This is a genomic window from Gordonia crocea, assembly GCF_009932435.1.
Classification (GTDB): domain Bacteria; phylum Actinomycetota; class Actinomycetes; order Mycobacteriales; family Mycobacteriaceae; genus Gordonia; species Gordonia crocea.
The window spans coordinates 22,310-45,710 of sequence record NZ_BJOU01000011.1 but is presented as its reverse complement, the minus strand read 5'-3'; the positions used below and the strand labels follow the sequence as shown (position 1 = coordinate 45,710).

31 protein-coding genes are annotated in these 23,401 nt (G+C 69.3%); 14 read left to right on the top strand and 17 right to left on the bottom strand.

Going from position 1 to position 23,401, the window contains the following annotated elements; all coding sequences use genetic code 11:
• Positions 1-2: 2 nt before the first annotated feature.
• The 4 genes from nbrcactino_RS14420 to nbrcactino_RS14405 all read right to left on the bottom strand — a co-directional run bounded on the left by nbrcactino_RS14420 (position 3) and on the right by nbrcactino_RS14405 (position 4,179).
• Positions 3-923 carry a DUF6542 domain-containing protein gene (locus tag nbrcactino_RS14420; RefSeq protein ID WP_161928215.1) on the bottom strand — a complete coding sequence of 307 codons (921 nt, stop codon included), beginning with the start codon at positions 921-923 and terminating at the stop codon, positions 3-5.
• Positions 924-987: 64 nt separating this feature from the next.
• Entirely contained in the window at positions 988-2,148 is a 1,161-nt protein-coding gene (locus nbrcactino_RS14415; protein WP_161928214.1) for a DNA recombination protein RmuC, read from the bottom strand.
• Positions 2,149-2,206: 58 nt separating this feature from the next.
• Positions 2,207-2,731, bottom strand: coding sequence for a methylated-DNA--[protein]-cysteine S-methyltransferase (locus tag nbrcactino_RS14410; RefSeq protein ID WP_161928213.1), 525 nt, complete (start codon positions 2,729-2,731; stop codon positions 2,207-2,209).
• Positions 2,728-4,179, bottom strand: coding sequence for an Ada metal-binding domain-containing protein (locus tag nbrcactino_RS14405; RefSeq protein ID WP_161928212.1), 1,452 nt, complete (start codon positions 4,177-4,179; stop codon positions 2,728-2,730). Before nbrcactino_RS14405 ends, nbrcactino_RS14410 begins: the two co-directional genes overlap by 4 nt.
• Positions 4,180-4,287: 108 nt before the next feature.
• On the opposite strand from nbrcactino_RS14405, the gene nbrcactino_RS14400 reads away from it, so the two are divergent.
• Positions 4,288-5,460 (top strand): AI-2E family transporter, encoded by a 1,173-nt coding sequence (locus nbrcactino_RS14400; protein WP_228460919.1) that lies wholly within the window; start codon positions 4,288-4,290, stop codon positions 5,458-5,460.
• A gap of 12 nt (positions 5,461-5,472) precedes the next feature.
• On the opposite strand, the gene nbrcactino_RS14395 is transcribed toward nbrcactino_RS14400, so the two are convergent.
• The 5 genes from nbrcactino_RS14395 to nbrcactino_RS14375 are packed head-to-tail and all read right to left on the bottom strand — an operon-like array spanning position 5,473 to position 8,870.
• On the bottom strand, positions 5,473-6,072 hold the full coding sequence (locus nbrcactino_RS14395) for a TetR/AcrR family transcriptional regulator (RefSeq protein ID WP_161928211.1): 600 nt from the start codon (positions 6,070-6,072) through the stop codon (positions 5,473-5,475).
• Positions 6,069-7,268 carry an NAD(P)/FAD-dependent oxidoreductase gene (locus nbrcactino_RS14390; RefSeq protein WP_161928210.1) on the bottom strand — a complete coding sequence of 400 codons (1,200 nt, stop codon included), beginning with the start codon at positions 7,266-7,268 and terminating at the stop codon, positions 6,069-6,071. The genes nbrcactino_RS14395 and nbrcactino_RS14390 overlap by 4 nt, the downstream gene beginning before the upstream one ends.
• On the bottom strand, positions 7,265-7,450 hold the full coding sequence (locus nbrcactino_RS14385) for a rubredoxin (protein ID WP_186343399.1): 186 nt from the start codon (positions 7,448-7,450) through the stop codon (positions 7,265-7,267). The genes nbrcactino_RS14390 and nbrcactino_RS14385 overlap by 4 nt, the downstream gene beginning before the upstream one ends.
• The gene (locus nbrcactino_RS14380; RefSeq protein WP_161928208.1) at positions 7,447-7,608 is read right to left on the bottom strand and encodes a rubredoxin; all 162 of its coding nucleotides are present in this window, start codon (positions 7,606-7,608) and stop codon (positions 7,447-7,449) included. The genes nbrcactino_RS14385 and nbrcactino_RS14380 overlap by 4 nt, the downstream gene beginning before the upstream one ends.
• Positions 7,605-8,870: an alkane 1-monooxygenase gene (locus nbrcactino_RS14375; protein WP_161928207.1), complete on the bottom strand. Its 1,266-nt coding sequence runs from the start codon at positions 8,868-8,870 to the stop codon at positions 7,605-7,607. Before nbrcactino_RS14375 ends, nbrcactino_RS14380 begins: the two co-directional genes overlap by 4 nt.
• Before the next feature lie 214 nt (positions 8,871-9,084).
• Here nbrcactino_RS14375 and nbrcactino_RS14370 point away from each other — a divergent pair, with 214 nt between their 5' ends.
• On the top strand, positions 9,085-9,993 hold the full coding sequence (locus nbrcactino_RS14370; RefSeq protein WP_161928206.1) for a methylenetetrahydrofolate reductase: 909 nt from the start codon (positions 9,085-9,087) through the stop codon (positions 9,991-9,993).
• 21 nt (positions 9,994-10,014) lie between these two features.
• On the opposite strand, the gene nbrcactino_RS14365 is transcribed toward nbrcactino_RS14370, so the two are convergent.
• The gene (locus nbrcactino_RS14365; protein WP_161928205.1) at positions 10,015-10,572 is read right to left on the bottom strand and encodes a TetR/AcrR family transcriptional regulator; all 558 of its coding nucleotides are present in this window, start codon (positions 10,570-10,572) and stop codon (positions 10,015-10,017) included.
• 191 nt (positions 10,573-10,763) lie between these two features.
• On the opposite strand from nbrcactino_RS14365, the gene nbrcactino_RS14360 reads away from it, so the two are divergent.
• Entirely contained in the window at positions 10,764-11,606 is an 843-nt protein-coding gene (locus tag nbrcactino_RS14360; protein WP_228460917.1) for an esterase/lipase family protein, read from the top strand.
• Between the two features lie 12 nt (positions 11,607-11,618).
• Here nbrcactino_RS14360 and nbrcactino_RS14355 read toward each other — a convergent pair whose 3' ends face one another.
• From nbrcactino_RS14355 to nbrcactino_RS14345, 3 genes are read right to left on the bottom strand one after another with little or no spacing between them, the layout of a single operon-like run.
• Entirely contained in the window at positions 11,619-12,107 is a 489-nt protein-coding gene (locus nbrcactino_RS14355; RefSeq protein ID WP_161928203.1) for a hypothetical protein, read from the bottom strand.
• A gap of 2 nt (positions 12,108-12,109) precedes the next feature.
• Positions 12,110-12,460: a VOC family protein gene (locus nbrcactino_RS14350; protein WP_161928202.1), complete on the bottom strand. Its 351-nt coding sequence runs from the start codon at positions 12,458-12,460 to the stop codon at positions 12,110-12,112.
• Positions 12,461-12,465: 5 nt separating this feature from the next.
• Entirely contained in the window at positions 12,466-12,825 is a 360-nt protein-coding gene (locus nbrcactino_RS14345; RefSeq protein ID WP_161928201.1) for an Rv0313 family protein, read from the bottom strand.
• 119 nt (positions 12,826-12,944) lie between these two features.
• On the opposite strand from nbrcactino_RS14345, the gene ychF reads away from it, so the two are divergent.
• The 5 genes from ychF to nbrcactino_RS14320 all read left to right on the top strand — a co-directional run bounded on the left by ychF (position 12,945) and on the right by nbrcactino_RS14320 (position 15,508).
• Entirely contained in the window at positions 12,945-14,024 is a 1,080-nt protein-coding gene (gene ychF / locus nbrcactino_RS14340; RefSeq protein ID WP_161928200.1) for a redox-regulated ATPase YchF, read from the top strand.
• Positions 14,025-14,084: 60 nt separating this feature from the next.
• Positions 14,085-14,288 (top strand): ribbon-helix-helix protein, CopG family, encoded by a 204-nt coding sequence (locus nbrcactino_RS14335; RefSeq protein ID WP_161928199.1) that lies wholly within the window; start codon positions 14,085-14,087, stop codon positions 14,286-14,288.
• Positions 14,285-14,653, top strand: coding sequence for a type II toxin-antitoxin system death-on-curing family toxin (locus tag nbrcactino_RS14330; RefSeq protein ID WP_161928198.1), 369 nt, complete (start codon positions 14,285-14,287; stop codon positions 14,651-14,653). Before nbrcactino_RS14335 ends, nbrcactino_RS14330 begins: the two co-directional genes overlap by 4 nt.
• An 88-nt stretch (positions 14,654-14,741) precedes the next feature.
• Positions 14,742-15,197, top strand: coding sequence for a hypothetical protein (locus nbrcactino_RS14325; RefSeq protein ID WP_228460915.1), 456 nt, complete (start codon positions 14,742-14,744; stop codon positions 15,195-15,197).
• A gap of 29 nt (positions 15,198-15,226) precedes the next feature.
• Complete coding sequence (locus tag nbrcactino_RS14320) at positions 15,227-15,508, top strand: putative quinol monooxygenase (protein ID WP_228460913.1); 282 nt, start codon at positions 15,227-15,229, stop codon at positions 15,506-15,508.
• Between the two features lie 81 nt (positions 15,509-15,589).
• On the opposite strand, the gene nbrcactino_RS14315 is transcribed toward nbrcactino_RS14320, so the two are convergent.
• Positions 15,590-16,048: a DoxX-related protein gene (locus tag nbrcactino_RS14315; protein WP_186343398.1), complete on the bottom strand. Its 459-nt coding sequence runs from the start codon at positions 16,046-16,048 to the stop codon at positions 15,590-15,592.
• A 111-nt stretch (positions 16,049-16,159) separates the two neighbouring features.
• Between nbrcactino_RS14315 and nbrcactino_RS14310 the strand changes: the two genes are divergently transcribed.
• From nbrcactino_RS14310 to nbrcactino_RS14300, 3 genes are all read left to right on the top strand, one after another.
• On the top strand, positions 16,160-16,711 hold the full coding sequence (locus nbrcactino_RS14310; protein WP_161928196.1) for a TetR/AcrR family transcriptional regulator: 552 nt from the start codon (positions 16,160-16,162) through the stop codon (positions 16,709-16,711).
• The gene (locus nbrcactino_RS14305) at positions 16,708-17,331 is read left to right on the top strand and encodes a hypothetical protein (RefSeq protein WP_161928195.1); all 624 of its coding nucleotides are present in this window, start codon (positions 16,708-16,710) and stop codon (positions 17,329-17,331) included. Before nbrcactino_RS14310 ends, nbrcactino_RS14305 begins: the two co-directional genes overlap by 4 nt.
• A gap of 174 nt (positions 17,332-17,505) precedes the next feature.
• Entirely contained in the window at positions 17,506-17,643 is a 138-nt protein-coding gene (locus nbrcactino_RS14300) for a hypothetical protein (protein ID WP_161928194.1), read from the top strand.
• On the opposite strand, the gene nbrcactino_RS14295 is transcribed toward nbrcactino_RS14300, so the two are convergent.
• A complete protein-coding gene (locus tag nbrcactino_RS14295) occupies positions 17,640-17,906 on the bottom strand; it encodes a helix-turn-helix domain-containing protein (protein WP_161928193.1) in 267 nt (88 codons plus the stop codon). The two genes, nbrcactino_RS14300 and nbrcactino_RS14295, sit on opposite strands and share 4 nt — an antisense overlap.
• A gap of 108 nt (positions 17,907-18,014) precedes the next feature.
• On the opposite strand from nbrcactino_RS14295, the gene map reads away from it, so the two are divergent.
• On the top strand, positions 18,015-18,794 hold the full coding sequence (gene map, locus nbrcactino_RS14290) for a type I methionyl aminopeptidase (protein WP_161928192.1): 780 nt from the start codon (positions 18,015-18,017) through the stop codon (positions 18,792-18,794).
• Positions 18,795-18,851: 57 nt separating this feature from the next.
• Positions 18,852-19,964, top strand: coding sequence for a tellurite resistance/C4-dicarboxylate transporter family protein (locus nbrcactino_RS14285; RefSeq protein ID WP_161928191.1), 1,113 nt, complete (start codon positions 18,852-18,854; stop codon positions 19,962-19,964).
• Here nbrcactino_RS14285 and nbrcactino_RS14280 read toward each other — a convergent pair.
• Positions 19,933-21,141 carry a lipase family protein gene (locus tag nbrcactino_RS14280; protein WP_161928190.1) on the bottom strand — a complete coding sequence of 403 codons (1,209 nt, stop codon included), beginning with the start codon at positions 21,139-21,141 and terminating at the stop codon, positions 19,933-19,935. The two genes, nbrcactino_RS14285 and nbrcactino_RS14280, sit on opposite strands and share 32 nt — an antisense overlap.
• Before the next feature lie 107 nt (positions 21,142-21,248).
• On the opposite strand from nbrcactino_RS14280, the gene nbrcactino_RS14275 reads away from it, so the two are divergent.
• On the top strand, positions 21,249-21,785 hold the full coding sequence (locus tag nbrcactino_RS14275; RefSeq protein ID WP_161928189.1) for a putative immunity protein: 537 nt from the start codon (positions 21,249-21,251) through the stop codon (positions 21,783-21,785).
• Between the two features lie 32 nt (positions 21,786-21,817).
• Here nbrcactino_RS14275 and nbrcactino_RS14270 read toward each other — a convergent pair whose 3' ends face one another.
• Positions 21,818-23,383, bottom strand: a complete 1,566-nt coding sequence (locus tag nbrcactino_RS14270) for an HNH endonuclease signature motif containing protein (protein WP_161928188.1) — start codon at positions 23,381-23,383, stop codon at positions 21,818-21,820.
• Positions 23,384-23,401 lie beyond the last annotated feature (18 nt).

Genomic DNA, 23,401 nt, shown 5'->3' with positions numbered 1-23,401 from the left:
GTTCAGAAACCTTCGTCGTCGAGCGGCGGGGGTGCCGTACGGCGCAGGCTTTGCGGGGGCTGCTGCGACGGTGCCGACGCGGGGCGCGGCTGGTGCTGCGGCTGCGGTGAGGCTGCGCGTTCGCGGGAGACCGCACCGGCGGTCATGCGGTTCTGCCGGGGCCGGACCGCCGGTTCGCCGGGCCGACCGGCCGGCGGACGGGCCCCACGAGAGCTGGGGACGACGGCGGGGCTGGCGCGCAGCCCGGGGTCGCCGGCGGGGCGCACCCGCGGAGCCGGCCGCGGGTTGGCCTGGGCGGCGGCGGCAGCCCGGCTGGCACGGGTGGCGGCGGACTCCGGTTTGGGGCCGGCCGGCGTCGCCGAGTCGGTGACCTCCTCGGCGGCGGCCTTGGCCGTTTTGCGCTTGTCGGCCGACGTCTTCGTCTTCGTCGATTGCTGCGACAGGGTGGCGGCAGCCCGCGCCTGACGGTAGCGCCACCATCGCGCGATCACGACGGTGAGCACGGCGAGGAAGGTGAACAGGATGACCGGGAAGTCGTTGGAGAACGCGAACACCTGCTTGATCAGCAGCGAATCGAGCTGGGGGATGTGGGCGTCGGTCAGGAGCCCCTTGAGTTGGACACCGATGACCCGGGCGATGACCAGCGCCACCGCGATGAGCGGGGTTTGGACCGCAGCGGTGAACAACGCCCGGTTGCGGACAGCCAGGGCCGCGAGGAGGCAGCCGAGGACAAAACAGACCTGCCGGGCGTGGATCCCCTCGGACAGGGTGAACAAGCGGGCGGTGGCGGAGTCGAGGATGACGCCGAACAGGGCGAAACCGAACGCGATGAGGACCGCGCCCCACCACGGCACACCACGCCGATTGGCGGCGGCGGACTGCTCGGCCAGGGGCAGGTCGGGTTCGGCTTGCAGGAATCGCACGTTTTAACGGTACCGGGTCGCACGGTGATTGCCGGTAACCCAATGCGGGTGTGGGTGTCGGGCCTCACCCTCCGGTGGGAGCGGAATGGACTGTTTGGCGGACTTGTGCCGTCACCGCCCGGGGTTCGGCGGGGGCCTCGGCGGAGGCGAAGGTGTCCAGTTCGCTCAGCTTGCGCGCGGTCACGGCCAGTCTGTTCTGCACCGCTCCCACCGTCGCGTTGTACGACTCGACGGCTTTGCCCAGGCTGGTGCCGACCCGGTCGAAGTGGGTCAGCACGCTGTCGAGCCGACCGGCCAATTCCTTGCCCAGCGCGTGAATGGTGCGTGCTTCCTCGGTGAGCGACTGCTGCTGCCAGCCCAGTGCCCCGGCCCGCAGCAGGGCGATGAGCGACGACGGGGTGGCTAGGACGACGTTGCGCGAATAGGCGTAGTCGAACAGGTCGGGCGTCGCCCGTGCGGCGGCTTCCAGAATGGGGTCGCCGGGCAGGAACATGACCACCAACTCGGGGCTGGACCCGAAGGCCGACCAGTACGACTTCGAGGCCAGGGCCGCGATGTGGGAGCGCACGGCCCGCGCGTGATCGGCCAGGTGGCGGTCGCGCTGATCAGGGTCGGTGGCGGCAAGCGCGTCGAGGTAGGCGTGCAGCGGGACTTTGGCATCGACGGCGAGGTGGCGGTCGCCGACGAGGTGGACGACGAGGTCGGGCCGCACCGCGTTCCCGTCGGCCGTCGCGCTGACCTGGGTCGAGAAATCACAGTGCTTGGTCATGCCGGCCAGTTCGACGACGCGTTCCAGTTGCATCTCGCCCCACCGGCCGCGCAGGTGCGGCGTGTGCAGGGCGTTGGTCAGGGCCTGGGTGGTCATGCCGAGGCGGTGCGACGCCTGGGCCATGTCGCGGACCTGCTCGCTCAGCCCCGCGTACGCGCCAATCCGGTCGCGCTCGGTGCGCTGGACCTGCTCGGCCAGCCGGTGCAGGGATTCGTGCAGCGGTCCCACCACGTGGTTCACCGAGGCGCCGATGGCCGCCGATTGGAGGCGGGCGGCGTCCTCGCTGGCGGAGGCGAGTGCGTGCGACGCGAGATCGGCCGACTCGCGCACGGCTCGCGCCTCGGCGCGGGCCGCCGCCAGCGCGGGGGCCGACCGGGAGGCCTGGGCGCTCCATCCGACGGCGAAGCCGGCCAGCACACAGACACAGACGAGGGCGATGACCGCGGTGGTAGTCATGCGCCGATCGTCGCAGAACCCCCTGACATTCCCCGGTTACCTTCCCCGGTGGGCGGTGTCAGCCCTCGTGATCGAGCAGCCAGCGCTTGGTCTCCACCCCGTAGCGGAACCCGCCGAGACCGCCGTCGGTGCGCCGGATCCGGTGGCACGGCACGAACAGCGCCGCCGCGTTGGTGGCGCAGGCCCGCGCGGCTGCCCGGACGGCCCCGGGGTTGCCGGCCAACTCGGCGAACTCGCTGTAGGTGCGCGGCGCCCCGGGGGCCACCGTGCGCAGCGCTTTCCAGGCCTGTTCGATGAAGGGGCCGCCGCGCTGGCGGACGTCGATCTGGTCGGGTGCGGTGGTGTCCCCGTCGTAGTAGGCGGCCACCGCCTCGCGAATCCGGTCGCCGAAGCCGGCGGTTTCGTCGAGCTGGGCCTCATCGGGACGGAGGCTCTCGGGCCGCAGTGCCGGGTGCACCAGGGCGGCCAGATAGTCCGGGTCCTCGGTCCACCCCGAGGCGAGGACGGCCCGCCCGTCGTGGAGGACGGTGAACGGCCCGTTCGGGGTGGCGACCGTCAGATGGGCCGTGGTCGGGGTGGTCATGAGGCTGGTCCTTCGGTATCTGGAACGGTGAGCAGGCGATGGCGCCACAACCTCATCGAGGCGTAGGAGCGCCACGGCGCGGTGTCGGCCAACCCGGCACGGTCGATGGACAGGTCGGCGGCGGTTCGCGCCACCACCAGATCGGTGTCCAGGGCGACGTCGGGATCGCCGGCCACCGTCATCGTGAGGTAGTCCGCGGTCCAGGCGCCGATGCCGGGGCGGGCCAACAAGGCGTCGTGTGACTGGGACGCATCAACCCCGGCGTGCAGTTCCATCTCCCCGTCGGCGATGGCCCGTGCGATGCCGACGATGGCGTTGATCCGGCGCCGTGGTCCGCGCAGTACGGTCGAGCCGGATTCGGCGATCGCGGCGGGGGAGGGGAACAGTCGCGTCGGGCCGTCGTCGCTGGTCCAGGGTGCGGGAGCGCCGAGTTCGGCCACCAACCGACCCAGGTGCGTGCGGGCCGCCGCCGTGCTGATCTGCTGTCCCACCATGGTGGAGACCACCGAGGTGAACGGATCGGAAGTCCCCGGTACGCGTACGCCGGGGGCGCTGCGCACGAGCGGGGCGAACCGGCCGCGGGCGAGTGCCGAGTCGACGGTGGCGATGTCGGCGTCGAGGTCGAGCAGCCGCCGCACCCGGCTGACTGCGGCACCAAGGTCGCGCAGGTCGAGGTGGCGCAACCGCAGGGTCACGTGCCGGTCGGCGAAGCCGATGTCGGCCAGTGCCGGTCCGTGCGGCAGTGTCAGGATGCGTTGCTCGGCGGTGGAGTGGCCGGGAATCGCGTGGGCGGCCAGGTGCCAGCGCAACCACCGGGAGTCCAGCGGTGCCCGGAACGGGAGTCGCAGGGTGATGCGCCGGTCGACCGCGGCCTCTGGCGACGGGGTCCCGCGCAGTTGGGACGGCGCAGCCGCGAAGACCGAGCGGATGGTGTCGTTGAACTGGCGGACGCTGCTGAACCCCGCGGCGTAGGCCACCTCGGTCATGGACAAGTCGGTTCGGGTCAACAGGATTCGGGCGTTGGTGGCGCGCTGGGCCCGGGCGAGGGCGAGGGGGCCGGCGCCGAACTCGGCGGTGAGGATGCGCTCAAGCTGGCGGGGTGAGTAGCCCAGTGCGGCCGCGAGGCCGCCCACGCCGTCGCGGTCGACGACCCCGTCGGCGATGAGGCGCATGGCCCGCGCGGCGACGTCGGCGGCGTGGTCCCAGCGCGGCGACCCGGGGACGGCGTCGGGCAGGCAGCGCCGACAGGCACGGAACCCGAGGCGCTGCGCGGCCGCGGCCGTTGCGACAAAGGCCACGTTGGCCCGCTTGGGGGTGCGTGCCGGGCAGGACGGCCGGCAGTAGATGCCGGTGCTGGCGACGGTCACGACGAACTGGCCGTCGAAGCGCTCGTCCCGGGATTCGAGGGCGCCGTAGCAGCGGTCGAAGTCCAGCGTCGGCGTGGTCATGACCTCCACTGTCGCACTGTGCAGGCGGGCGGGGCTAGCGGGAATCCGACATGGCGGTGGGCGACCGCTTCCCGGGCCGCGGCGCGCGGGCTGTGTGACAATGCGGCGGTGACCAACGATGCTGCGGACCCGGGCTCCGCGACCCCCACGACCGACGACGACTTCACCGCCGTGCCGCAGGCCCGTGACCGGCTGCAGGTGATGGGCGACTGGCTGGCCAGCGCGGCGCGGGTATCGGGACAGATCATCGTCGTCGCTTTGCTGCTGTGGGTCCTGGGCACGATCCTGGGCAAGGTGTGGAGCGGGGTGCTGCCGGTGGCGCTGGCCCTGCTGTTCGCGACGGTGCTGTGGCCGGCAGTGTCGTTTCTGCGCCGACACGGCATCGCCGATTCGGTGGCCGCCGGGCTCGTGACCGTGGGCGGGATCTTGGTGATGATCGGCGTCGTCGCCGGGATCGTGCCCTCGGTGGTGGGTCAGGCAGACGACCTGGGCCGCAAGGCCGCAGACGGGATCACGCAGGCCAAGAATTGGTTGAAGGGACCGCCGTTCAACATCGGCGACGACCAGATCTCCAAGGCGCTCGACGCCATTCAGAAGAAGGTCGAGTCCAGTGCGGGCTCGATCGCGCAGTCGGCGGTCAGCGGCGTCTCCACGGCGACGTCCACGCTGATGATGGTGTTCACGATTTTGATCCTCGTGTTCTTCTTCCTCAAAGACGGGCCGAAGTTCCTGCCGTGGCTGCGCCGCACGGCCGGTGATCGGGCCGGCGGTCATCTCGCCGATCTCCTGGGCCGGATCTGGACGACCCTCTCGGGCTTCATCCGCACCCAGGCGATCGTCAGCTTCGTCGACGCGGTGTTCATCGGTGCCGCGTTGTTCATCCTCGGCGTACCGCTGGCTGGCGTGCTGACCGTCCTCACGTTCATCGCGGGTTTCGTGCCCATCGTGGGTGCGGTGGTGGCCGGCGCCCTGGCCGTGTTGGTCGCGCTCGTCGGCAAAGGCTGGGTGGCCGCGGTGGTCATGCTCGTCGTGATCCTGGCGGTGCAGCAGCTCGAGGGCAACGTGCTGCAGCCGTGGTTGCAGGCCAAGGTCATGCAACTGCACGCGGCGATCGTGCTGCTCGCCGTCATGCTCGGCGGCTCCATGTTCGGCATCAGCGGCGCCTTCCTCGCCGTGCCGGTGGTCGCGACCGTGGCGGTGATCCTGCGCTACGCCAACGAGCAGCTGGCGCGCAAGGCCGGGGAACGGCCGCTGCCCGAGGCCGAGGTGATCGAGGTCTGAGCCGCCGGAGGTTCAGCGCGTGCCGCGGGCGGCCTCAAAGGCCGGGCCGAACAAGGCGGCCATGTCCTCGGCCACGTCGCGGTCGCCCTCGGGCGGCATCGCCACGTAGCTCAGCGCCATCCTGGTGATGGACCGGGCCAGATGGGGCGCGTCGGCGGCGCTGATCGCCAGCCATGTGGATTCGGTCAGCGCCGACTCGAGGATTTCCGAGGCGGTGGTGATCAGTGGTGCGGCGTCGGTGGTGATGAGCTTGAGGAGGTCGGGTTTGGCCTCGCCGGCCAGGAGGGAGGCCACCATCGGATCGGTCGCGACACCGCTGAAGAATTCGGAGAACCCGCCGTGCAGCGCCGCGTGCACATCGCCGGGGTGGCGGACGAGCGCCGACCCGACGACGGAGGCGAGTTGGCCGGCCAGCCGTTGGGCGTAGGCCTGGGCCAGGCCGTAGCGGGTGCCGAACTCGTTGTAGACGGTCTGCCGGCTGACGCCCGAGGCGGCGGCCACGTCCGACATCCGCACCGCCGACCAGTCCCGCTCGACGAGCAGGCCGCGCAACCCGTCGAGCAGGGTGTTGCGCAGCAGCTCGCGGCTGGCCTGGCCGTAGGTGCGGGTCATCGGCGGACCGGCGCGGTGAGTGCGTCCTCGATCTGGGTGCGCATCGCCCGTCCGGCCACCGGGCGGCCGAGGGCCACGCCACCGACCAGGTCCTCGCCGAGGTAGCAGCGGATCTCCGCGTCGAAACCGGCGACATCGCCCTCGGCCACGACTCGATCGGCCATTCCCGGCCACCCCGCCAACTGCATGTTTCGACTGTAGTGGATGGTCCACGCCAGGGGGATCGGTGAGACGGCCGGTGCGGGCGCCTCGTCGGCGCCGAAGTCGGCCAGGATGGTCGCGGCGACCAGCTTGCCGTGGTCGGTGGCGGTCATCCACTGCTCGGCACGGGCCGGTTCACCGGTGAGCGGGTGCGGGGTGGCCGCGGCGTCGCCGGCCGCGTAGACGCCGGGAACCGAGCTGCGCAGGTCGCGGTCGACGAGGATTCCGGCCGGGCCGACCTCGGCGCCGGCCGAGCGGGCCAGGGCGGTGTCGGGGACCATGCCGATCGCGCTGAGGACGGTGCCCTCGTAGCGGGTGCCGTCGGTGGTGGTCACCGTCGTCGGCGTGGCCGCGGCGATGTCGACCCCGGTGTGGATGGCCACGCCGTGGTCGTGGTGCAGCGCCACCACCGCGTCGGCCGCCTGTGCCGGCAGCACCCGGGCGAGCACCGTCGGGGCCGCCTCCAGCACGGTGACCGACGGTGCGACCGCGGTCGCCGAGGCGGCGATCTCCAACCCGATCAGCCCGCCGCCGATGATCACGACCGGTTGGCTGGGCAGCCGGCGCTGCAGTTCGAGGGCGTCACCGTGGTGCCGCAGGGACGGTACCGTCGGGTCCACGGTGTCGACGGTGCGCGGTCGGCCACCGGTGGCCAGGACCAGGGCGCGGTATCCGACGCGTCGGCCGTCGGCGCAGACGACCTCGCGGGTCTCGGCGTCGACCGCGGCGACGGTGGTGCCGGTGACGATCGTGATGTCGCGCTCGGCCCAGAACTCCGGTTTGCGCAGGCGGATCTTGTCCGGGGAGAGGTCGGCGGCGAGGAGGTCCTTGCTCAACGCGGTGCGCCGGTACGGCAGCTGGGGTTCCTCGCCGATCACGGTGACCGGGCCGGTGAATCCCGCGGACCGCAGGCTTTCGGCGGCGGTGATGCCGGCGACGCCGCCGCCGACGATCACCACCGCGTCACCGGGCCGCGCGGGTCCGGCGGTGGTCACGACCGGGCCACCTCGACCATGTCGAAGTCGGCTTTGGCGGCGCCGCAGTCGGGGCAGCTCCAGTCGTCGGGGATGTCGTCCCAGCGGGTCCCGGGCTCGATGCCGTCCTCGGGCCAGCCGAGCTCCTCGTCGTACTCGAATCCGCACTGGGCGCAGCGGAAGAGCTTGAAGTCCATGGTCATACTCCTTCGAAGTCGATCTTTTCCCGGACCCCGCAGTCGGGGCAGGGCCAGTCGTCGGGGATGTCGGCCCACGCGGTGCCGGCCGGGAAGCCTTCGCGCGGGGCGCCGGCGGCCTCGTCGTAGACGTATTCGCACACCGGGCAGCGGTAGGCGCTCATGCGGACACCCCGTATCGCGCGAGGATCTTCGCCCGCTTGGCCGGCGCGATGTTGGCCCGGGTGATGTCGCCGTCGTAATGCTCGACGACGCGGTGGTCCATCACCTTGCGCCAGATCGGCGGGAAGTAGGCCAGCGTGATCATGCTGGCGTAGCCGCTGGGCAGGTTCGGCGCCTCGTCGAAGCTCCGGAGCACCTGGTAGCGGCGCGTGGGGTTCGCGTGGTGATCGCTGTGGCGCTGCAGGTGGTAGAGGAAGATGTTGGTGCAGATGTGGTCGGAGTTCCAGCTGTGCTGCGGGGTGCAGCGCTCGTACCGTCCGGTCTTGCCCTTCTGCCGGAGCAGGCCGTAGTGCTCGAGGTAGTTCACCGTCTCCAGCAGCGAGAAGCCGTAGACCGCCTGGATGAGCAGGAACGGCAGGATGCCGATGCCGAACAGGGCCAGCAGGGCGCCCCAGAGGACGACGGAGAAGGCCCACGCGTTCAGGACGTCGTTGCTCGGGTGCCAGAAGGACTTCTCGGTGCGCTTGAGGCGGTTGCGCTCGAGTTCGATTGACGAGCGGAGGCTGCCCCACACGCTGCGCGGGAGGAAGGTCCAGAACGATTCGCCGAAGCGCGAGGTCGCCGGGTCCTCGGGGGTGGCGACGCGGACGTGGTGGCCACGGTTGTGCTCGATGTAGAAGTGGCCGTAGAGGGTCTGGGCGAGCGTGATCTTGGAGAGCCAGCGCTCCAGGCTGTCTTTCTTGTGGCCCAGTTCGTGCGCGGTGTTGATGCCGATGCCGCCCATGGCGCCGATGGACAGGGCCAGACCGATCTTCGACGCCAGGCTCAGTCCGCCGTCGATGCCCATCCAGCTCAGGCTGGACGTCGACCAGAGGTAGCCGGCGGTGAAGAGGCTGGCGATCTGGAACGGGATGTAGGCGTAGGTGCAGTACCGGTAGTACTTGTCGTTCTCCAGCTGCTCGATCAGTTCGTCGGGCGGATTGGAGCCGTCGGGGCCGAAGAACACGTCGAGGATGGGCAGCAGGACGTAGACGAGCAGCGGGCCGATCCACCACCACATCGGCGACACCGTCGCGATCAGGTGGGTGACCGGGGTGTCAAAGCGACTGCCGAGCCAGTTGGAGAACGTGATGATGCCGATGCCGACGAAGAGCGCGGTCGGGGCGATCAGGCCGAGCAACCACAGGTAGCGCTTCTTGTCGCGCCACTCCAGTGGATCGACGGCGCCGTCGTCGGTGGCGCGACTCAGGGGTGCGGTGGTCATGGAGACCCTCCTAGATGGGTTGGCTGTGGACTACGTCACTAGACATTAGACGATGATATGTCGAATGTCTATACATATAGCTCGGTTTGTAAAGTAACGGGTCGGGGTGCCATGGGGTTCGCGGGTGGCGGTTCTATACGATGGCCGGGACGAAAGTGCTGCTCGGCGACCGCGTTTGGCGGCGACGACGGGCCGCCGAGACGGGGAGGGCGACGTGGGTCTGGCCGAACGGATCGCTGATCGGGGCGACGGGGTGTTGCTGTTCAGCATCACGCCGCCGCGGTCGTCGACGACCCCCGAGGACGCTCAGCGCATCGCCGACGTGACGCTCGCCCGGCTGGAGGCGCTCGACCTCGACGGCCTGGTGCTCTACGACATCGACGACGAGAGCGACCGCAACCCTGCGGAGCGCCCGTTCCCGTATCTGCCGACGATGGATCCCGCGGTCTTCCGCGACGATTTCCTCGCCCGGTGGCGCCGGCCGGTCGTCGTCTACCGCTGTGTCGGCAAGTACGACGAGGAGGCCATGGAACGCTGGCTCGCCGAGCAGGACCCGGCGACCGTGCTCAGCGTCTTCGTCGGGGCCTCCTCGCGCGACAAGGAGCGCACCCTGGAGCTGCCGGCGGCGCAGAAGCTGCGCGCCGAGGTCAATCCGGGGCTGAAGCTCGGCGGCGTCGCCATTCCCGAGCGCCACGCCCGGACCGGCACCGAACACCACCGCATGGTTGCCAAGCAGCAGGCCGGGGTGTCCTTCTTCGTGACCCAGGTCGTCTACGACGTGTCGGCGGCCAAATCCATGCTCTCGGATTACTACTACGCGTGCCGCGAGGCCGAGGTCGAGCCCGTGCCGGTGATCTTCACGCTGTCGGTGTGCGGATCGATGAAGACCGTCGAGTTCCTCGAGTGGCTCGGCGTCGACGTCCCGCGCTGGCTGCGCAACGACCTGGCGCATGCAGACGACACCCTGGCGGTGTCGTTCGACCAGTGCCTGGCGGCGGCCGCCGAGCTGACCCGGTTCGCCCGGCGACTCGGCACGCCGCACGGCTTCAACGTCGAGAGCGTGTCGAACCGCCGTCGTGAGATCGAGGCGTCGGTGGAACTGGCCGCGCGTCTGCGCGGGTAACGAGACCTTCCCGGCGCAGGGCTACCGGGGTCCGGCGGGCCCCGCGGTGAGCATGGTGTGGATCGCCGCGCGCAGGTCGCTGCGCACCCCGTCCTCGTAGAGCTCGGCCAGGGCCGTCTCGGCGACCATCGCCACCGCCATCGCCGCCACCGCGTCGGGATCGTGCCAGCCGATGACCGCGATGTCGGGTGTCATCAGTGCGGTTGCCGCGGCGTTTCGCGCGACCACCTCGGGCAGCAGGTCGGCGGCGGTGCGCGATTGGGCGAGCAGTGCCTTCGTCGCCTTGGTCCGCCGACATCCGTCGAGGAAGGCGTCGATGCCGACGCGGAGCCGGTCGGGACCCGGCGTCAAGCCGTCGATGGCGGCGAGCACCTCCGCGGTGAGGGTGTCGTGGTAGTTGCGGTGCAGCGCCACCAGATACTCGCGGCGGTTGGGGAAGTGGTGGTAGAAGCTGCCCTTGGCCATGCCGGCGGCGTCGACCACCGCGTTGACGGACAATCCGGCGAGCCCGCGTTCGGCGGCGACGTCGACGCCTGCCTCGAGCAGTGCGGTACGGCCGGGTTCGGCGGGGCGGGCCATCGACTCCTCCTGTGATCGGGACCGAGTTCATCCTAGCCCCCTGACCATGCCGTGCTACGGTAATGACCGACCGGTCGGTCATTCAATGTCGAGAGGAAAGCGGGCACATGACACGGATCCGAGGATTCCACCGGCGCAGTGCGGCGACAGTGGCTGCCACAGCCGTCGGACTCGCTTGTCTCGCGACGGGCATGTCGTCGGCTGATGCGGCGCCGGACTACAGCTACCTCGGCGGTGTGGCGGCGCAGTTGCGGGCACCCGGATCGTCGCCGTCCGGCGCCAACGACTGGCGGTGCCGGCCAGATGCGCGCCACCCGCAACCCGTCGTCCTGCTGCACGGGTTGAGCAATGACACGATCACCTGGAACACGATGTCCCCGGTGTTGGCCGGCGCCGGCTACTGCGTGTTCACCACCACCTACGGCCTGGGATGGCTGGGCCCCGTCGGCGCGGTGACGACGGCCCAGGAGAGTGCGCGGCAGATCAGCGCATTCATCGACCGCGTCCGCGCGGCGACCGGAGCGGCGAAGGTCGACCTCGTCGGCCACTCGATGGGCGGGGCCATCCCGTTCTACTACCTCAACCACCTGGGCGGCCGGGCGAAGGTTGACGACTACATCGCTCTGGGTGCCCCGCTGCACGGTTCCGACCTCAGCGGCGTCCAGACGGCGTTCGCCGGGCTGTTGAACATCCCCGGGGCCGCGCGCCAATGCGGCGGGCCGTGCCAGTTCAACACCGGCTCACCGTTTCTGCGCGTACTCGACCCGGACCCGCGGCGTTCGCCCGACGTCGACTTCACGATGATCGTGACCCGCTACGACGAGGTCGCGACGCCGTACCGCACCGGCCTGCTGCGCGGACCGAACGTGCGCAACGTCGTCCTGCAGGATCGGTGCGCCACCGATTACACCGAGCACTACGAGATGACGGCCGACCCGATCGCGGTGCGCGAAGTCCTCAACGCCTTGGATCCGACGCGGGCGCGTCCGGCCGACTGCACCACGGTGCTGCCCTTCGTCGGGCCGGTTCGTTGATTCCGGCCGGGCCTAGGAGCGCAGTGCCTCGATGTCGAACATCGACGACACCGGCTTGATGAAATCGGCCAGCGCGTCGGCCTTGGCCTGATTGGCGTCGCCGCAGGCATAGACCGTCGTGTCCAGGAGGGTCTTCGCCTCATCGGCGGCAGTGACCCGGAAGGTCGAGCCGCCGGTGCATCCCTTCGCGTCGGCGGAGGAGGGAAGCCGGTCCAACCCGCCAATCAGGCTGCGCCACTGTTTGTCGCTGATCTTCTTGGATTCGGTGGCCCGGGGGGACTCGGTCTCGTCGACGGTGCCGTAGCTCCCGACGCGGATGGTCGCACGCCCGTCGCGGACGTCGATCCGGTATTCGGTGTGGTAGGCCGGGGCGACCGAGGATCCCACGAAGGAATAGGTGATGGCCGTCGTCGACTCGGTCGAGGTGCAGCCGACGAGCATCGTCGCGATGATGCCGGTCAGGCCGATGGCCGCGGCGAGGCGCAGGCGTGCTGCGGCCATGGTCAGTGATCCTCGGCGATGTTGAACACGTTGCCGTCGGGGGCCCGCACGAAGAACCGCTTCACGCCCCACGGTTCGACGGTGAGCGGGTGCACGATCTCGTAGCCGCGGCGGTTCGCCTCGGCGAGCGCTTCGTCGATGTCGACGACCTTGACCGTCACCACCGGGTTCACCGGCGCACTCGCATCCTCGGTGAGGATCTGCAGGTGCGCACCGGTCTCCGGGGAGGTGTAGCGCGCCACCCAGCCCAGGTTGAACTCCTCGTCGCGCAGTCCGAGGTAGTCGGCGTAGAAGTCCTTGGCCTGCGGCAGGTCGGGGACCGCGAGGTCGGCGATGATGGAGACGACACGCATCGCGGTCAGTCGTCGAGGGCGCTGATGGCGATGCCGTACGGCAGGAACCGGACGCGGCGGTGCTCGTCGGTGTTGTGCTGGTTGGCGCGCAGGGCCTCGATCTCGGTGGGGTATACCTGCTCGACGCGGGCGGTGTCGCCGTCGCGGGCGATGATCGCCCAGACGCCGTTGCCGGCGTCGGCGGCAGTCTCCTGCTCGGGGGCGGCGGTCCGGGTGTCGCGGGCGGTGGTGAACGCCGACGAGAAGGCGGGGCCCTGGTTGGTCACGAACTTGGCGAACATGCCGCGCAGACTCTCGCCGGCCTCGCGGGCGAAGCGGTCGAAGTCGTCGGGATCCATGCCGAAGGGGCCGTCGTTGTAGGCCATGGGGGTCTCCTAGCAGAGTCGGGGCCGACACCGTGGTGCTCGGCTCATCTCGATCGTGCCCGGTTAACGCACGGTACGCCCGGAATGTTCCGAAACGTGCACCGATAGACTGACCTCCCGTGAGTCTTACCCTCGGAATCGTCGGGCTGCCCAACGTCGGCAAGTCCACCCTGTTCAACGCGCTGACGCGCAACGATGTGCTCGCCGCGAACTACCCGTTCGCGACGATCGAGCCGAACATCGGGGTGGTCGAGCTGCCCGACAAGCGGCTCGAGCGCCTCGCGGAGATCTTCGGGTCCGAGCGGATCCTGCCCGCGACCGTCTCCTTCGTCGACATCGCCGGCATCGTCAAGGGTGCCTCCGAGGGCGAGGGCATGGGCAACCAGTTCCTCGCCAACATCCGCGAGGCCGACGCCATCTGCCAGGTGGTGCGCGTGTTCGCCGACGACGACGTGGTCCACGTCGACGGCCGCGTCGACCCGCTCGCCGACATCGAGGTCATCGAGACCGAGCTGATCCTGGCCGACCTGCAGACGCTGGAGAAGGCGATCCCGCGGTTGGAGAAAGATGCCCGCAAGAACAAGGATCTCGCCGAGACCCTCGCCGCCGCCCAGCGCGCCCAGGAGATCCTCGACGACGGCAAAACCCTGTTCTCGCAGAAGGATTCATTCGACCTGGCATCGGTGCGCGAGCTGCACCTGATGACGGCCAAGCCGTTCCTCTACGTGTTCAACGCCGACGAGGCGGTGCTCACCGACGATGCGCGCAAGCAGCAGCTGCGCGACACCATCGCCCCCGCCGACGCGGTGTTCCTCGACGCCAAGGTGGAGAGCGAACTGCTCGAGCTCGAGGAGTCCGACGCACAGGAACTACTGGATTCGATCGGCCAGGACGAGCCGGGGCTGCGGTCGCTGGCCCGGGCCGGGTTCCACACCCTGGGCCTGCAGACCTATCTCACCGCCGGCCCCAAGGAATCGCGCGCCTGGACCATCCACCAGGGTGACACCGCACCCAAGGCCGCCGGGGTCATCCACACCGACTTCGAAAAGGGCTTCATCAAGGCCGAGGTCGTGTCCTTCGACGACCTCGACGCCGCCGGTTCGATGGCTGCCGCCAAAGCCGCGGGCAAGGTCCGCATGGAGGGCAAGGACTACGTCATGGTCGACGGTGACGTGGTCGAGTTCCGGTTCAACAACTAGGGCGACGCCCCGTTTCGGTTGGTCTCCAGCTTTGTGGTATCAGGTTGGTACCATGGCGTAATGGCGATGACGCTGAGGCTTTCAGATGAGCAGGATCGCGCGCTCGAGGCGTTGGCGCGCGCCGAGGGCGTGAGCAAGCAAGAGGCCGCGGTTCGGGCGATCACTGACGCTGCGGCTCGGCGGATTCACGAGGATCGCGTACGTGACCTGTCGTTGGCCGCGCGTGCTCGTTACGCGGATCTCTTGGATCGCCTCGGTCGGTGACGACCTACCTCACGCTTGAGGACCTGCTCTCCTTGGTTGCCGAGTTGGAGATCGGGCCCATCCGGGACCTCGGCCTCCTCGGCTCGGCGGCGCACCGGCCCACCACGACTATCTACGGGCACGAGGCGTACCCCGACCTGGACGAAAAGGCGGCGGTCTTGCTCGAGTCGCTTGTGCGCAACCACGCTCTGGTTGACGGCAACAAACGGATCGGCTGGTTGGCGGTCGTTGTCTTCTACGGGCTCAACGGAATCGAACTCGAGGCTCCTGATGACGAAGCCTACGAGCTCGTGGTCGGGGTGGCCGCGGGCGGGATCGACCCCGAGGCAGCAGCAGGGCGGATGCGCGTCTGGCGGCACGACTAGACCTGCGGCGCATCACGGTCGAGTCGCCTCCGACAGAAGTACCTTCGTAAACGGAACTCGGTGGAGGTTCGGTTCAACGTCTAGCGTGATGAACAAGATGATGGGTAAAGCGGATCGCGGCGGGCCGCTCGAGTATGTACCGAACGAGTTGTTGTCGAGGCTCGTGGGCGAACGCATGTATTCGGTCGAGTTCGTTGTCAACGACTATGTGCAGCTGCGGTTCGATGGTGATCCGGGTGCTGGAAGCCCTGCCATTCTGAACTGCTATTCGTGGCCCGCAATCGAGTACGCCGGCCGCGTCTGGAATGAGTCGGATCTTGGATACGCTGATGCGCTGCGTGCTCTCACTCCTGGCGTGGTGGCGTCGACGAGCGAGCAGACGGGGACCGGCATTCGCATTGACCTTGACACTGGGGCGGTTGTCCTCCATCCGCGAATCGACGAGGTCTACGTGGAGGTCGCCGAGATCATGGGGTTCAGGGATGGCGCTCGAATGGTTTGGCGACCCGGGGAAGACACTTTCGAGGATCTGGTTGAACCATGATTTACTCGAGTTCCGATTCAACGCCTAGCGTGAGCGTGATTGAGTTGAAGGGTCGCTTGATCTGCGAGGATGACGCTGAGGTCGAGACCGTCAGCCGCTACCTGTCGCGACACGTAGAACTAACCCGCGCAGAGGCCGGATGTCTTCACTTCGAGGTGGTGCCAACGGAGAACCCGCGTGTCTGGTCTGTTGTCGAGAGGTTTGCTGATCAACCGGCATTCGACGCGCACCAGGCGCGGGTGCGGGCGAGCGACTGGGGGAAGGCCACTGCTGGCATCAAGCGGGACTACGCCATCACCAGGGCAGTGTAAGTAGATACCTGATCTCGGCGTGGTCGCCGCGTCGTCACTGGCCCGGGTAGGCGTCCCGTGCCCGTGCCGACGATTTCGGACTCACGCTGTGACAGCCGCACGGCGTTCGTCACTGAACACGGCGACCACTGCGGCGATGAAGACGACCTGCATGATCGTGCGCGGGATGAGGCTGTCGTCCCAGCTGACGTCGGCAGTCGTCGCCTTGTAGACGTTGGCGGGGAACATCGCGAGCAGCAGCAGGGTCAGGCCGCCCGCCGCCCAGACCCGCAACCGCGGGACGAACAGCAATGCCGCGGCACCGGCGAGTTCGAGGATCCCGGTGAGGGTGACCAGGACGGCCGGGGCCGGCAGCGCGGGCGGGACCATGTCGATGAGTTCGTCGCGTTTGGCGACGAAATGGACGGTGCCGGTCATCACGAACATGACGGCGACGCCCGTGCGCAGCGCGACCGGCCACGGGACTGCCGACGGCTTCAGCAGTCGAGCCGCCAGGTAGACGATGAGCGTGGTGGCGGCGAGTGCGATGAGTGGTTCCACGGGAGGGCCTCCGAGTCGGTAGCGGCAACCTGTACGACAACTTGTCAATGACAAGTTAAGAGGGGAAGAGCCTATCTTGTCAATGCTTAGATCTGTCGTAGGATGAGTCGCATGGCTTATCACCACGGCGATCTGCGCCGCACGCTCCTCGACGCGGCCGCCGCGTCGATCGCGGAATCCGGCACGGCAAAGCTCAGCCTGCGGGCGCTGGCGAAAACCGCCGGGGTCTCCAACGCCGCCCCGACGCATCACTTCGGCGACAAGACCGGGCTGCTCACGGCACTCGCCGCGGAGGGCTTCGACCTGCTGGCGGAGTCGGTGACCCCGTCGTCGGAACAAGGCCTCGTCGACATGGGCGTCGCCTACGTCCGGTTTGCCCTGGACCACCCGTCGCACTTCGCGGTGATGTTCGAACCGGCCCTGCTGCGCGACGGCGACCCGGAACTGACGGCCGCGCAGGCCCGGGCCGGAGAGGCGCTCGCGGCCGGGGTCGCCGGGGCACTGCCCGACGGCGACGACGAGAGCTCGCGCTACGCGGCGTGGTCGATCGTGCACGGCTTCGCGACGCTCGTCCTCAGCGGCGCCATCTCGGTGGCCGACCCGATCGCGCAGGCGCGCCGCGTCGCCAGTCGTCTCGTTGCGCGCGAGGGGGGCCGGGCGTGAGCGCGGACGGGGTCGGTAAGGACTGGTCGTGTCGTGCGTGTGGGTCCACGGCGGCCGAGGAGCGCGACGGGCGCGCCCGATTCTGCCGCGACTGCCTCAGCGCCCGCGGAATCTTCCGCACCACCCAGGGGAACCTGCGCAGCGGCTTCAACCGCACGAACAAGGGTTCGCCGGTCCTGGGCTTCAACATCGACGAGTTCTGTCGGTGGCGCAAGGCGCAGACCCTGCGGTGCGCCTATTGCGGAATCCGCGAACGCGACCTGTCGGCGGTCGGGATGCGGAGTCAGATCCAGCGCGAGGTGCGGGTCCTGGGGGTCGACCGGATCGACAGCGGCGCCGGCTATGTGTTGGCGAACCTGGTGCCGTGTTGTTTCGTCTGCAACCAGATCAAGGGTGACCGGTTCACCGCCGAGGAGATGCAGACCATCGGGCCGGCGATCGGTCAGATCTGGTCGGCACGGCTCGCCGGTCGCGACGGGAATGCCGGGGCAACCCCGGGCGGGTCGTCGACGATGGTGGTCGACAACGCAACGAACGGAGTCGGCCTTGATCCCGGTGACCTTCTATCCGACGGCGACCCAGCGGGTGGTCCAGCGCAACGCGGGTCTGATCGCGGATAAGCCCTACGCGCATTTCTTCAGCACCGACCTGTGGCTGCGCGACGACGTGCTGCCCTTCCTGAAGTCCCCGATGGATCCGGCGCACGCGCTGCGGCAGGGCGACGACCTGAACCGGTTGTTGGAGCCCGGGTACCAAAGGCCAATCGTCGCGGCGCCTATCCCGGAGCAAAGCCGGTGGCGCAATTGCTGTCCCCGCTGGAGTCGAAGGCCCGCGTCGACCGGTACCGGGCCCGCTATCAGGGGCGCTCGGGTGCGGGTGTGTCGCGCTTGCCCGCGCGAAATGACGTCGCCGTCGAGCGCGACGCGGCCTAAACCCGGGTTGCCGCGCCCGCGGGACGGCAGACCTCGGTCCAGATGTCGTCCATCGAGACCTCGAGTGCCGATGCAATCGCAGCGACCGTCGGGAAGGACGGCGTGGCGATCCGTCCCGATTCGATCTTGCGCAGGGTTTCGGGAGACACCCCCGCCGCCATGGCGACCTCGAGAATGGATCGGTCACCGCGGGCGCGCCGCAGGAGTGTCCCGAGGCGTGCGCCGCGCTCGATCTCCTCGGTGGTGAGGGGCAATCTGACCATGGGGTCATACTATACCGGTATTAAAGTACCGGTATAGTTATCGTTCTCGCGTCCGAGCAGTGTGTCGTGAGCATCATGCCGCGAGCATGCTGTGAGAGGAAGGCCCCGATGATCGAGATCCTGACCCCCGACGAGGTGGATCGTGGCCGCGTCACCGGCCACCTGGTCGGCGATATCCTCCACGAACTGCGCGAGCGATGCGCAGTGGGAACCAACCTGCTTGAGATCGACGAGTGGACGCGGCAGCGGATCGTGGCGGCCGGTGCCACCTCTTGCTATGTCGACTATGCGCCCTCGTTCGGTCGCGGGCCGTTCGGCCATTACATCTGCACCGCGGTGAACGACGCGGTCCTTCACGGCAAGCCCGCCGACTACGAGCTGGCCGACGGCGACTTGCTCACCCTGGACCTCGCCGTCATCAAGGGCGGCGTGGCCGCCGACGCCGCGATCAGCTTCATCGTGGGGGACCGTGCCGACCAGGCCGATGTGGCGATGATCGAAACCGTCGAACGCGCCTTGCGGGCCGCCATCGCCGCTGCGGTCCCAGGTGGCCGACTGGGCGACCTGTCCCACGCGATCGAGCAGGAGTTGACCGCCGGCGGATACCCCATCAACACCGAGTTCGGCGGTCATGGCATCGGATCGACGATGCACCAGGACCCGCACGTACCCAATGCGGGCCGGCCCGGACGCGGAATCACGCTGCGCCCGGGGATGCTGTTGGCGCTGGAACCGTGGGTCATGGCCGATACCGACCGGCTCGTCGTCGACCCCGACGGCTGGACGTTGCGCAGCGCGACGGGCGCCCGGACCGCGCACTGCGAGCACACCATCGCCATCACCGGCGAAGGAGCCGAGATTCTGACCCTCCCCGCGACGCACCACTGACGCCGGACCGGCCGGAGTTGGGCGGCGCAGCGGCCACCCGGGCCTACCGTGTAGTTCATGAGTGGGCACGCGCCGATCACCGACGATTCCGCCGCCTCCTCGGGTTCGGCCTTTGCGCGGGCACTGGAGACCTTGTCGCCGGGATATTTCGCCCTGGTGATGGGGACCGGCATCGTGTCGATCGGGCTCAACGAGGTCGGCGCCGATCTCCCCTCCACGGTGCTTCTGGTGATCGCCGCGGTGTCCTACGTGGTGCTGTGGGTCCTCTACATCTGGCGGGCCGTGTCGCACCGGCCGGCCGTGCTCCGCGATCTGCGCGGGCCCGAGATGGCGTTCGCGTACTTCACCGTCGTCGCCGGGACCGACGTGCTGGCGGTGCGGCTGATCGACGCGGGGTTCATCGGTATCGCCTCGGCGTTGGTGCTGTTCGCCGCCGCGCTCTGGTTGGTGTTCGGCTATGTCCTGCCGTGGCAGGTCTTCCTGACCCGCGACGGGAAGCCGATCCTGGCCAGGGTCAACGGCACCTGGTTCATCTGGGCCGTGGCGAGCCAGTCCCTGGCCATCGGCCTGACCCGGATCCAACCGCACCTGCCCGCCGGGCAGGCATGGTTGGGGATTGCGGCGGTGCTGTCCTGGTCGGTCGGCGTGGCGCTCTACGCCGGGGTGGCGATGCTGGTCCTCCTGCGGATCGTCCACTTTCCGATGACGCCTGAAGAGTTCGAGCCGCCCTACTGGGTGGCCATGGGGGCGATGGCGATCGCCGTCGTGGCCGGCAGTGACATCGTCGCGATGGCTTCCACACCGATGGTCGACGCGACGCGGGCGTTGATCTCGGGAACCATCGCCGTGTTCTGGAGCTTCTGCCTCTGGCTCATTCCGATGCTCGTGGGCGCCGGGGTGTGGCGGCACGTGGTGCACCGTGTCCCGTGGACCTATGTGCCGACGTTCTGGTCGATCGTGTTCCCCATCGGCATGTTCGCGGTGGCATCGATCAACCTGGGGAAGGTCGACAAGCTGCCGCTGGTGGAGGGGATCGGTACCGTGGTGCTGGTCATCGCCGTCATCGTGTGGGCGATCGTGTTCGTCGCGATGCTGCGCCGGGTCGGGGAGGTGCTGTGGAGCCCGGTGGGCGGCGCGTTCAGGCGGTCGGGTCCTGCAGGGAGCGGTTGATCCAGCGCATCACGCCGGGGATGGCCCACCCGGCGGCGATCAGGTGCTCGCCGGGCACGGGCAGGTAGTCGACGGCCGTCCCGCGCGCCCGCCAGCGGTCGGCGAGTTCGAGGACCCCCTCCTCGGGGATGAACTGATCGCCGACCCACCGCGACGGAGAGCCGTGGTATAGCATGACCGGCATCGCGGGCGCGGTGGCACCGGGTTTGTTGGCCGCGATCACCGCCTGGGCGACCTCGGAGTCGAACGGCTCCGGATCGTCGGCCAGGAGGGACAGGTCGAGGCGTGCCACCCCGGCGGCGGCCAGCGGGGGCTGGGGTAAATCCCTCACCCGGGTCGCGAGGTAGAACCCGAAGTCGCTGAACAGTTCCGTCATCTGCGGGTATTCGCGGGCCTGGCCGATGGTCGCGGCCGCGAACAACCCCGATCCCAGCTTCCCGTTCATGCTGCGCAGCAGGAGGTTGAAGTCGGTCGGGGTGCCGCCCGCCGCCGCGCCGCGGAACGTCAGCTCCGGAGCATAGGCGGGTTGTTCCTGTGCCGCCCACACGGTGGCGATGGCACCACCGCTGTAGCCCGTGATCACCGACGGGGATTCGGCCAGTTCGGGGCGCAACCGGTTGAACCCGCGCACCGAGTCGAGGACGGCGTGGGCGGCCATCACGCCGGCCGAGTAGGCCATTCGGGGGCCCTCGTGATCGGGGATGAGGACGGCATACCGGCGGGCCAGCAGCAGCGGCAGCAGTGGCGGGACGTCGACATAGGCGCGATGCGCGATCCGGTAGGACGGTGCCGCCTTCAGCCCGAGGGAGTTGATCGGTTGGTTACGCACCACCACCGGGCGTGGCCCGTCGCCGGGCCACGGCCGGGTGGGCTCGATCAGGGTGGCGGTCACCGGGACCGCGTTGCCGGCGGTGTCGGTGGAGCGCACCATGAACCGGTGAACCACCGTCCCGGGCAAGGGGATTCGGGGCCGGACGACCTCGGTACGGATGATCTCGCCGGGCGCGTAGCCGGCGAGGTCGCCGGGGTCGGCGTAGAACGTCGGTTTGGCCAGCGGCGTCGGCAGGATGGCGGCGTGTCGGTCGGCGCGCTGGGCGTCGGTCAAATGCCGTGCCGCCCACTCGTTCAGGCGACGCCGCGTTGCCGTGTTTCGCAAGGGCGCAGTCACACCAGCCATTCAACGGCACCGGCGTCGTCGGCGGTGGGATTCCGTCGACGCCGGTCGCGGTGCGGGGTTAGTGTCGTCGCGGTGGTCCAGGGGGACGGTGGAAGCGGAGGTGGCCGATGGTCTCGGTTCAAACCCTGAGCGAGGACGAGCGGCGCACCGTGGCGCGGTGGGCTTTGGCCTGTGCCGAGCGGGTGGTGCCGCTGTTCGACGCCGACGCGGATTCGCGCGCCCAGATCCGTGACGCGGTCGAACGGACACGGGCCTACAGCGCGGGCGAGGGCGTGACGGCCCAGGAGATTCGCAAACGCCTCGTTGCGGCGACCGCGGCCAAAGCCGCCACGACGCCGGCCGGTGCCGCTGCGGCCCGATCCGTCGCCCAAGCCTCGGCGGTCGCCCACATGGGCGCCCATGCGCTGGGGGCGGCGGCCTACGCGGCCAAGGCGGTCGCCCTGGCCAATCCGGAGAATCCCGAGGCGGTGGCCGACGAGATCGCGTGGCAGATGGCGCAGCTCGCGGACGCGGAGCGGGCGATTCTGCGGCAGTTGCCGGAGGTCGGCACGGACTCGTCGGGACCGTTGGGCCCCGGCCTGTTGGCGACCGGCCAACTCGGTGCCGCGATTACCGAGCTGCAAGCCCGGATCGGCCACAGCTAGCCGCGTCAACCCGTCCAGAGTGCGCGCACCGCTCACGCAATGTCGACGAGGAGGCGGGTCAGCGCTGTTTCGACCGGTGACTCCGGTGGCGGCCGGTGGTGTGGCCGGGTGCGGTACATCGTCGGCCGGGGTGTGCGCGTAGGTCCGGTTCTCCCGGAATCCGGGGGTGCGGGGCACTGGGCAGCGCGGGGGTGGTTGAGCGGATTGGTCCGGTAGGGATGATCGCTGCCGGTGAGCCGCCAACCGGTCCGTCCTTCTCGGGGGCCGGCGGGAATCGGGGCGGTTTCCCATTGGCCGGGTCTGGTGCCGACGTTGCGGTTGTCGGGGCCGCAGGCCGGCGTGAGGTCGTTGACGTCGGTCTTGCCGCCGAGGGCCCAGTCCTGCGCGGCATGGTGGGCCTGGGTACGGGAGAAGGGTTCGGTGCACCCGGGGCGGGTGCAACCGTGATGGGCGCCGAAGAGTGCCAGGCGCTGGGCTTTGGTGGCGATGCGCTTGCTGCGGGCGAAGTCGAGAACGGTGCGGGTGTGGGTCTTGAAGACCTCCAGGTGCGGTGTGGCATCCGCGGCGAGGGAGATCAGGTCGCTGGTGGGGATCATCGTGCCGGTCGCGGTCAGGGCGACCCCCGCGCGGCGCGCCAGATCGGCCTCGTCGATGGTGATGACGAGTTCGGCGGGCAGGCGGTGGGGCCGGCCGAGGGCCTGGTGGCCGAGGATCCAGTCGAGGCCGCGTTCGAGGGCGTCGTGGTTGCGCTGGGCGGGCAGGCGGGAGTCGCGCCGGGCGGATTCGGCAAGGGAGGTCCGGTCGGCGTCGGTGAGGTCGGCCTTGGATCCGGTGTGGGTTTCCGGGTCGTCGGGGTTGTTCATCCCGGGGGCGGCCCAGTTGTCCAGGAGGACTTCGAGTTTCGCGCGCAGCGCCGGGGTGAGGTAGCCGCTGATCTTGGACATGAGTTGGCCGTCTTGGCGGCCGATGGTGATGCCGCGGCGGAGTTGGCGATCGGTGTCGTCGGCGAGGGTGCCGTCGGGGTCGAGGTGGGCCAGCAGGCGTTGCCCGAGGGGCCGCAGGTCGGCGGGCGCCATTTCGGCGGCGGAGCCGGCGAGGATGGTGGTGGCGGTGTCTACCTCGTCGGGTGAGGTGGACCGGGGAATCTTGGCGAGGATCGATTCGACTTCGATGACGTGCTCGGCCGAGATCGTTCCCTCGGCCGCGGCCGCCGCGAGGGGTTCGCGTTTGGGGGGCAGTTTGTCGCCGGTCATGGCGGTGAAGACGCCGATGGATTCGGCGGTGATGAGGCGGCGTTTGGCCTCGCCGTGGCCCAGTCGTAGATGTTGGGCATAGAACCGCTTGACAGTGGTGTGGCCGGTGCGGGTGAACAAGTCGCGGTCGCTGACCTCGACGAGCAACGCGGTATTGGCGGCCGCTGATCGCCGCCAGGCGCGCTCCAAGGTCTCCACCGCGGCCAGAACCTCGGCGTCCCCGGCCCGCGACAGCGGCATGGCGGCCAGTTTGGCGATCACCGCGTCGGCCAGTTCGGTCAGGGCGAGTGGGGAATCGGGAAGGGCGCCCGGATCGATCCCAGTGCTGGTCAACTGTGCTGTCATCGGTGGTCACCCCCTCGC

Excerpts from the sequence above, each read along its gene's own strand:
- nbrcactino_RS14415 (WP_161928214.1), bottom strand. The coding sequence starts at position 2,148 with ATGACTACCACCGCGGTCATCGCCCTCGTCTGTGTCTGTGTGCTGGCC.
- nbrcactino_RS14410 (WP_161928213.1), bottom strand. The coding sequence starts at position 2,731 with ATGACCACCCCGACCACGGCCCATCTGACGGTCGCCACCCCGAACGGG.
- nbrcactino_RS14405 (WP_161928212.1), bottom strand. The coding sequence starts at position 4,179 with ATGACCACGCCGACGCTGGACTTCGACCGCTGCTACGGCGCCCTCGAA.
- nbrcactino_RS14395 (WP_161928211.1), bottom strand. The coding sequence starts at position 6,072 with ATGACCCGCACCTACGGCCAGGCCAGCCGCGAGCTGCTGCGCAACACC.
- nbrcactino_RS14385 (WP_186343399.1), bottom strand. The coding sequence starts at position 7,450 with ATGACCATGGACTTCAAGCTCTTCCGCTGCGCCCAGTGCGGATTCGAG.
- nbrcactino_RS14380 (WP_161928208.1), bottom strand. The coding sequence starts at position 7,608 with ATGAGCGCCTACCGCTGCCCGGTGTGCGAATACGTCTACGACGAGGCC.
- nbrcactino_RS14375 (WP_161928207.1), bottom strand. The coding sequence starts at position 8,870 with ATGACCACCGCACCCCTGAGTCGCGCCACCGACGACGGCGCCGTCGAT.
- nbrcactino_RS14365 (WP_161928205.1), bottom strand. The coding sequence starts at position 10,572 with ATGGCCCGCCCCGCCGAACCCGGCCGTACCGCACTGCTCGAGGCAGGC.
- nbrcactino_RS14360 (WP_228460917.1), top strand. The coding sequence starts at position 10,764 with ATGTCGTCGGCTGATGCGGCGCCGGACTACAGCTACCTCGGCGGTGTG.
- nbrcactino_RS14355 (WP_161928203.1), bottom strand. The coding sequence starts at position 12,107 with ATGGCCGCAGCACGCCTGCGCCTCGCCGCGGCCATCGGCCTGACCGGC.
- nbrcactino_RS14350 (WP_161928202.1), bottom strand. The coding sequence starts at position 12,460 with ATGCGTGTCGTCTCCATCATCGCCGACCTCGCGGTCCCCGACCTGCCG.
- nbrcactino_RS14345 (WP_161928201.1), bottom strand. The coding sequence starts at position 12,825 with ATGGCCTACAACGACGGCCCCTTCGGCATGGATCCCGACGACTTCGAC.
- nbrcactino_RS14335 (WP_161928199.1), top strand. The coding sequence starts at position 14,085 with ATGGCGATGACGCTGAGGCTTTCAGATGAGCAGGATCGCGCGCTCGAG.
- nbrcactino_RS14325 (WP_228460915.1), top strand. The coding sequence starts at position 14,742 with ATGAACAAGATGATGGGTAAAGCGGATCGCGGCGGGCCGCTCGAGTAT.
- nbrcactino_RS14310 (WP_161928196.1), top strand. The coding sequence starts at position 16,160 with ATGGCTTATCACCACGGCGATCTGCGCCGCACGCTCCTCGACGCGGCC.
- nbrcactino_RS14295 (WP_161928193.1), bottom strand. The coding sequence starts at position 17,906 with ATGGTCAGATTGCCCCTCACCACCGAGGAGATCGAGCGCGGCGCACGC.
- map (WP_161928192.1), top strand. The coding sequence starts at position 18,015 with ATGATCGAGATCCTGACCCCCGACGAGGTGGATCGTGGCCGCGTCACC.
- nbrcactino_RS14285 (WP_161928191.1), top strand. The coding sequence starts at position 18,852 with ATGAGTGGGCACGCGCCGATCACCGACGATTCCGCCGCCTCCTCGGGT.
- nbrcactino_RS14280 (WP_161928190.1), bottom strand. The coding sequence starts at position 21,141 with ATGGCTGGTGTGACTGCGCCCTTGCGAAACACGGCAACGCGGCGTCGC.
- nbrcactino_RS14275 (WP_161928189.1), top strand. The coding sequence starts at position 21,249 with ATGGTCTCGGTTCAAACCCTGAGCGAGGACGAGCGGCGCACCGTGGCG.
- nbrcactino_RS14270 (WP_161928188.1), bottom strand. The coding sequence starts at position 23,383 with ATGACAGCACAGTTGACCAGCACTGGGATCGATCCGGGCGCCCTTCCC.